Here is a 6,129-nt window from a genome sequence, read left to right as displayed (position 1 = left end):
GGTGACACCACCCCCCGGATCATCAACAACAGGAGGGGGAAGTCATGCCGGACCCGAAGGCCGGAGGCTCCATTGCGGAGCCGCGAAAACGGTAACGGGAGGGGGCCGGGGCGGGCGCGGGGGATTCGGTGTCCTTCATCGTCGGTCCCTCCGCTACTTGGTGACGACCGCGGCGGCGAGCTTGGACAGCGGCTCCGCGAGGGCGTTGACCGCGTCCGACAGCTCCTTGCGGTCCGCCTTGCCGACCTTGTCGTAGGAGGTGAACTCGTAGGAGGAGGTGTTCGGCCGGTACCGGTCGAGCAGCTTGTCCAGCGCCCCGAACTGGCGGTCCAGCTCGGCCGTCAGCGCCGCGTCGTTCTCCTTGGCGACCGGCTTCAGCAGCTCGTACGACTTCCGCGCGCCCTCCACGTTGGCCTTGAAGTCGACCAGGTCGGTGTGCGAGTAGCGCTCCTCCTCGCCGGTGACCTTGCCGGTGGCGACCTCGTCGAGGAGTTCCTTGGCGCCGTTGGCCATGGAGGTGGGCGTGATGTCGGCCTTGCCGACCCGGTTCTGCCAGTCCTTCAGGTCGGTGACCAGGGCGGCGGCCAGCTCCTTCTCCCGGTCCCCGATCTTCCCGTCCTGCCACAGCGCCTTCTCCAGGCGGTGCCAGCCCGTCCAGTCGGTCGCCGGGTCCTGGCCGTCCTCCAGGCCGTCCTCGCGGACGTCGACCTTCGGGTCGATGTCGCCGAAGGACTCCGCGACCGGCTCGGTGCGCTCCCAGCCGATGCGGGAGGGCGCGTACGCCTTCTTCGCGGCCGCCAGGTCGCCGGCCCGCACGGCCTTCGCGAACGCCTCGGCCTTCGGCAGCGTCCCGTCGGCCTGCTGCTGCACGTACTGGCGGTAGGCGGCCACGGCCTCGTCCAGGCGCGGGTCGCGCGCCGCGGCCTTGCCGCCGGTGGCCTTCACGTCCTGGCGGATGCCCTTGCCCTTCATCCCGGGCTTGCACGCGATCCGGTAGTCGCCGGCCTTCACCTCGGCGGTGACCCGCTGCTTGGTGCCGGGGCCGATGTTCTCCCGCTCGGTGACCACCCGGTCGTCGGGGAAGAGGAGGTAGACCTCGGTGACCTTGGAGCCCTTGTTCTCGACGGCGAGTTCGACGTGCCCGGCCGGGAACTCCGACTTCGACACCTCGCACGCGTCGTCCGTCGCCGTCACCGTGACGACGTGCTCGCCGTCCGCCGCGTCGCTCTTCTGCGTGCAGCCCGTGACGGCGGCCAGGGCCGCGGCGGTGGCGACGGCGGTGACGGCGGTGAGTCTGGCGGCTCGCATGCGGGGCTCCAAGAGGTGGCCGAAAAGTGCGCGTGACGGGCCTCGCAGGGAAGGTGAGGCTGGCCTAACATACCTAAGGATTTCCTAAGGGAAACCCGCCCTCCCGGTGATCCGAATCTCATGGACGGTGTATGAGCACGGGCCGGTCACGGTGGCTCAATGAAGTGCTCATAGGAGAGTCAAAGGTGTGTCAAAGGCGGGCCGTCGGGCGGTGTCACGGGGTCCGGCGCGGGACGACGAGGAGCGCCCCGCCGTGCGGGTGCGGGAACACCTCCACCGGCTGGTCGTAGACCTCCGACAGCAGTCCCTCGGCGAACACCGCCGCCGGGGGACCGTCCGCCGCGATCCGGCCCGCGCGCAGCACCGCCACCCGGTCCGCGTACGCCGCCGCCAGCGCGAGGTCGTGCAGGACGACGACCACCGCGTCCCCGGCCCGCGCCCGCTCCCGGCACAGCCGCAGCACGAGTTCCTGGTGGCGGAGGTCCAGGGCCGCGGTCGGCTCGTCCAGCAGCAGGAGGGGAGCCCGCTGTGCGAGGACGCGGGCGAGCGCGACGCGGGCCCGCTCGCCGCCGCTGAGCGCGGAGAACGGACGCCCGGCGAATCCGGTCACCTCCGTGCGCGCCATCGCCTCGGCCACCGCCGCGTCGTCCTCGGCCTCCCGGTCGCCGCCCGCCCAGGGCGCCCGGCCCATCCGGACCACCTCCTCCACCGCGAACGGGAAGGACAGCGAAGCGGTCTGGGGCAACACCGCCCGGCGCAGCGCCAGTTCGTGCGCCGACCACAGCGGTGCCGGGCGGCCGTGGACCCGTACGACGCCCCCGGCGGCCGGGACGTCGGCGGCCAGCGCGCCCAACAGGGTGGACTTGCCCGCCCCGTTGGGGCCGACCAGGGCCAGCAGCTCGCCCGCGCGGACCCGTACGTCCACGCCGTCCAGGACCGGCCGCCCGCCGAGGAGGACGCGCACCCCCTCGGCCTCGGCGAGGACCTCGCCCGGCGCGGCCGGGGGCGGCGGCGCCGGACGGGACGACGGCGCGAACCGCGACAGCCTCGGGCCCCTCAGGCCCCTCAGGCCCCTCAGGCCCCTCGTGCCCCTCATGCCCAGCCTCCCTGCCTGCGCCGGGTGCGGCGCAGCAGCCAGAAGAAGAACGGACTGCCCAGCAGCGCCGTCAGCACCCCGAGCGGCAGTTCGGCCGGTTCCGCGACCGTGCGGGCGGCCAGGTCGGCGGCGAGCAGCACCAGCGCGCCGAGCAGCGCGCTGCCGGGGACCAGGAAGCGGTGCCCCGGTCCCGCCGCCATCCGCAGCAGATGCGGGACGACGAGCCCCACGAAGCCGATGACCCCGGCCACGCTCACCGCCGCCGCGGTCAGCAGCGCGATCACCAGCACCAGCACGATCCGCAGTCGCTCCACGTCCACGCCCAGGTGCCGGGCCGGACGCTCGCCGAGGGCGAGCAGGTCGAGCCGGCGGGCGTACCGCGGGGCGAGCCCGAGGCCCAGGGCCGCGCACGGCAGGACCGCCAGCACCTTCGGCCAGGTCGCCTGGGCGAGCGAGCCGAGCTGCCAGAAGGTGATCTGGTTGACCGCCGCCGTGTCCGCGAAGAACAGGAACAGCCCGATCAGCGCCCCCGCGAAGGCGTTCACCGCGATGCCCGTCAGGATCAGCGTGACGACCTCCGTACGGCCGCCCGAGCGGGACGTCGCGTACACCACCAGGACCGTGACGAGCCCGGAGGCGAAGGCGAGGACGGACACCGTCCAGGTGCCGAGGACGTTCACGCCGAACGCGATGGCGGCGACCGCGCCGACCGCCGCGCCCGAGGAGACGCCGATGACGCCCGGTTCGGCGAGCGGGTTGCCGAACACGCCCTGCATCAGCGCGCCCGCGCACCCGAGGGAGGCGCCGACGAGCAGGGCGAGCACGATCCTCGGAAAGCGCACGTTCCACAGCACCGACTCGGCCACCCGGTCCAGTTCCGCGCCGCCGAGCCCCGTCCGGTGCAGCAGTGAGCCGAGCACGTCGCCGACCGGGACCGGATAGGCGCCGGTGCCGGCCGCCACCGGGACCAGGACCAGGAGACCGGCGGCCAGGGCCGCGGTCAGCAGCCGGGCGGTGGTGCGCCGGACACGGGGCGGGGCCGGGTCGGCGGGCACCCGGGGAGCGGCGGGCTCGTCCAGTACGGTCACTTGGCGCCCTCCCCGCCGTAGAGCTGCGCCACGACCGACTTCAGCACCTGGTCGGTGCGCGGGCCGTAGTTGAGCAGCACGCCGTCCTCGACGGAGACGATCCGGCGATCCATCCCGGCCGGGGTCTGCGCGACGCCGGGGATCTTCACCAGTCCGTCCACGCCGCCGACGGAGTCGAGGCCCTTGCTCATCACGAGGATCGCGTCCGGCGCGGCCTTGACGAGGGCCTCGCTGGTGAGGGCGGTGAAGTCCTTGGCGAGGCCGGAGGCGGCCCCGGCGTCCACCGCCCCGGCGGCCTCGATCAGCGAACCGGCGCCCGAGTCCCGGCCGCCGAGGAGGTAGACGGAGGCCGAGCCGCGCAGATACAGGAAGGCGACCCGCGGCTTCTCGCCGTGCGGGACCTCCTCGCGCACGGCCGCGATCCGCCGCTCCGAACGCCGGGTCAGTTCCGTCCCGGCCGCCGGTACGCCGAGAGCCTCGGCGACCGCCCGGATGCGCGGGCCCACGTCGGCCAGCCCCTTGGCCGCCTCGACGAAGAGCACCGGAACCCCGGCGGCGCGGAGCTGGTCCACCGCCTCCGCGGGTCCCGTGGTGGTTTCCGCGAGCACCAGGTCGGGCCTGAGCGACAGCACGCTCTCGGCGGAGACGTCGTGACCCCGGGTCACCACGGGCAGCGCCGCCGCCTGTTCGAAGGTGGCGGTGACGTCCCGGGCGACGACGCGGTCGCCGAGCCCGAGCGTGAAGACGATCTCGCTGAGGCTGCCGGAGAGGGGGACGACCCGCTCCGCGCCCCTCACCGTCACCCGCGTGCCGTCGGCGGACCGGACGGTCACCGGGAGGCGGGGCTCGGGCGACGGGGCGAGCGGCTCGACCCGGTTCGTGACGGACCCCTCGGCCGCCGGTTCCGCCGCGGCGCCGGACGCGGTGGGGGAGGCGGCCCGGGAGGAGCCTTGGCAGCCGGTCGCGGCCAGGGTGAGGGCGAGCACGGACAGCAGTGCTCCCGCCAGTCGGGTGCGCAAGGGTCGCACGGTTTCCGTCCCGTCCTTTCGTGAGCGGCCGAGGCCGGCCTCTCGTGGGCAGCCGATGTCGGCTCGGTAGAGCTTAGGTTAGCCTTGCCTTACTTCGCTACCGGCCCCCGATCCGGAGGACTTCGCATGCCCGCCCGCCTTCGCGCCCTGCTCACCGTGGTGTGCGCGGTCCTTCTCGGCGCCCTGCCGACCGCGCCCGCCGCCCACGCCGAGAGCCGGACCGTGCAGGGCGGACGGCTCGACTGGGGCATCAGGGCGTCGTTCCAGAGCTACGTCACCGGGCCCGTGGCGAAGGGCAGTTACTCCCTGACCCAGGGAGCGGCGACCGTCGGCGGCAGCACCTTCCGCTTCCACTCGGCGACCGGCACCTACGACCCCGCGACCGGCGCCTTCCGCGCCGCCTTCTCGGGCGGTGTGCACTTCCTCGGCCACCGCACGAGCGACGGCGCCCACCAGCTCGACCTCACCCTCAGCCGTCCCACCGTGAGCGTCTCGGGCGGCACCGGCACCCTCCACGTGGACGTCACCAGCAGGGCGAAGGACACCGGGGCGGTCACGACGTCCCGTCAGGTGCCCTTCGCCTCCCTCTCCCTCGGCGGCATCGACATGCGCGGCGGTGACGGCACCGTCACCCTGAACAACCTGCCCGCCACCCTCACCGCCGAGGGCGCCCGCTCCTTCGCCGGGTACTACACCGCGGGCACCGCGCTCGACCCGGTGAGCCTGTCGGCGGACGTCGGGGCCGCCGCACCGTCCCCGTCGAGCACGCCCACCCGGACCGCCGAGTCACCGGCGTCCGAGGACACGTCCGGCGGCGCCGTGAAGGACGGTGCCGTGAAGGACGGCGCCGTGAAGGACGGTGCCGTCGACTGGGGCGTGCGCCGCACCTTCCGCGAGTACGTCACCGGCGACATCGCCGACGGCCGCTGGACCCTGACCGCGGGCGCCCAGGACGGCGGCGCGCTTTTCCGCTTCCCCGGCGGGGAGGGTACCTACGAGGACGGCGGCCTCACCGCCACGTTCAAGGGCACGGTCCGCTTCACCGGCGCCCACGGCCTCGACCTGACCCTCGGCGGCGTACGCGTCGCCGTGAAGGACGGCACGGGCACGCTCTACGCGGACGTGAGGAGCCCGGACGTCGAGGAGAAGAAGGTGCCGCTGGTCACCTTCACCGCGGGCCGACCGAAGCCGGCCGACGGCTTGGTGAGGTTCACCGAGGCTCCCGCGCGGCTCACCGAGCGCGGCGCCCGGGCCTTCGGCGGCATGTACCCGGCCGGGACCGAGATGGACCCGGTGTCCCTGGCCGTCGCCCTCACCGCCGACGCCCACCTGCCCGCCCTGCCCGACCTCGGCAGCACGCCCACGCCGGGCGCGAGCCCGCGGCCGACCCGGACCGCCGGTGCGGACACCTCCGCCGCACCCGTCGCGAGCACCGCCCGCGGCGGCGACTTCCCCGCACTGCCCGTCTCCCTCGCGGCCGGCGCCCTGCTGTCGGCGGCCGCGGCCCTCGTGGCCGTCGCCCTGCGCAGGCGCCGCGCCCGGCCCGCCGCGTCCCCCGGGGACCCGAACCAGGGCTGAACACCCCCGACACCCCCGACACCCAAGGAGA

The 6,129-nt window shown here is 74.4% G+C and carries 5 protein-coding genes; 1 reads left to right on the top strand and 4 read right to left on the bottom strand.

Annotated features, from left to right (window positions below; genetic code table 11):
* Positions 1-153: 153 nt before the first annotated feature.
* The 4 genes from efeO to IG88_RS0126665 form a co-directional block, all read right to left on the bottom strand.
* On the bottom strand, positions 154-1,308 hold the full coding sequence (efeO, locus tag IG88_RS0126680; RefSeq protein WP_031046259.1) for an iron uptake system protein EfeO: 1,155 nt from the start codon (positions 1,306-1,308) through the stop codon (positions 154-156).
* A gap of 214 nt (positions 1,309-1,522) precedes the next feature.
* Positions 1,523-2,404 (bottom strand): heme ABC transporter ATP-binding protein, encoded by an 882-nt coding sequence (locus IG88_RS0126675; RefSeq protein ID WP_420712101.1) that lies wholly within the window; start codon positions 2,402-2,404, stop codon positions 1,523-1,525.
* Positions 2,401-3,483, bottom strand: a complete 1,083-nt coding sequence (locus tag IG88_RS0126670; RefSeq protein WP_420712102.1) for a FecCD family ABC transporter permease — start codon at positions 3,481-3,483, stop codon at positions 2,401-2,403. The genes IG88_RS0126675 and IG88_RS0126670 overlap by 4 nt, the downstream gene beginning before the upstream one ends.
* A 5-nt stretch (positions 3,484-3,488) precedes the next feature.
* Entirely contained in the window at positions 3,489-4,520 is a 1,032-nt protein-coding gene (locus IG88_RS0126665; protein ID WP_031046250.1) for an ABC transporter substrate-binding protein, read from the bottom strand.
* A gap of 126 nt (positions 4,521-4,646) precedes the next feature.
* Here IG88_RS0126665 and IG88_RS0126660 point away from each other — a divergent pair, with 126 nt between their 5' ends.
* Positions 4,647-6,098: an HtaA domain-containing protein gene (locus IG88_RS0126660; protein WP_031046247.1), complete on the top strand. Its 1,452-nt coding sequence runs from the start codon at positions 4,647-4,649 to the stop codon at positions 6,096-6,098.
* The last annotated feature ends 31 nt before the right edge of the window (positions 6,099-6,129 follow it).

Source organism: Streptomyces sp. NRRL F-5650 (assembly GCF_000721365.1).
Taxonomy (GTDB): domain Bacteria; phylum Actinomycetota; class Actinomycetes; order Streptomycetales; family Streptomycetaceae; genus Streptomyces; species Streptomyces ardesiacus.
This window is presented reverse-complemented; position numbering and strand designations above follow the sequence as displayed.

Coding starts and splice junctions, on each gene's coding strand:
- efeO (WP_031046259.1), bottom strand. CDS start 1,308: ATGCGAGCCGCCAGACTCACCGCCGTCACCGCCGTCGCCACCGCCGCG.
- IG88_RS0126675 (WP_420712101.1), bottom strand. CDS start 2,404: ATGAGGGGCACGAGGGGCCTGAGGGGCCTGAGGGGCCTGAGGGGCCCG.
- IG88_RS0126660 (WP_031046247.1), top strand. CDS start 4,647: ATGCCCGCCCGCCTTCGCGCCCTGCTCACCGTGGTGTGCGCGGTCCTT.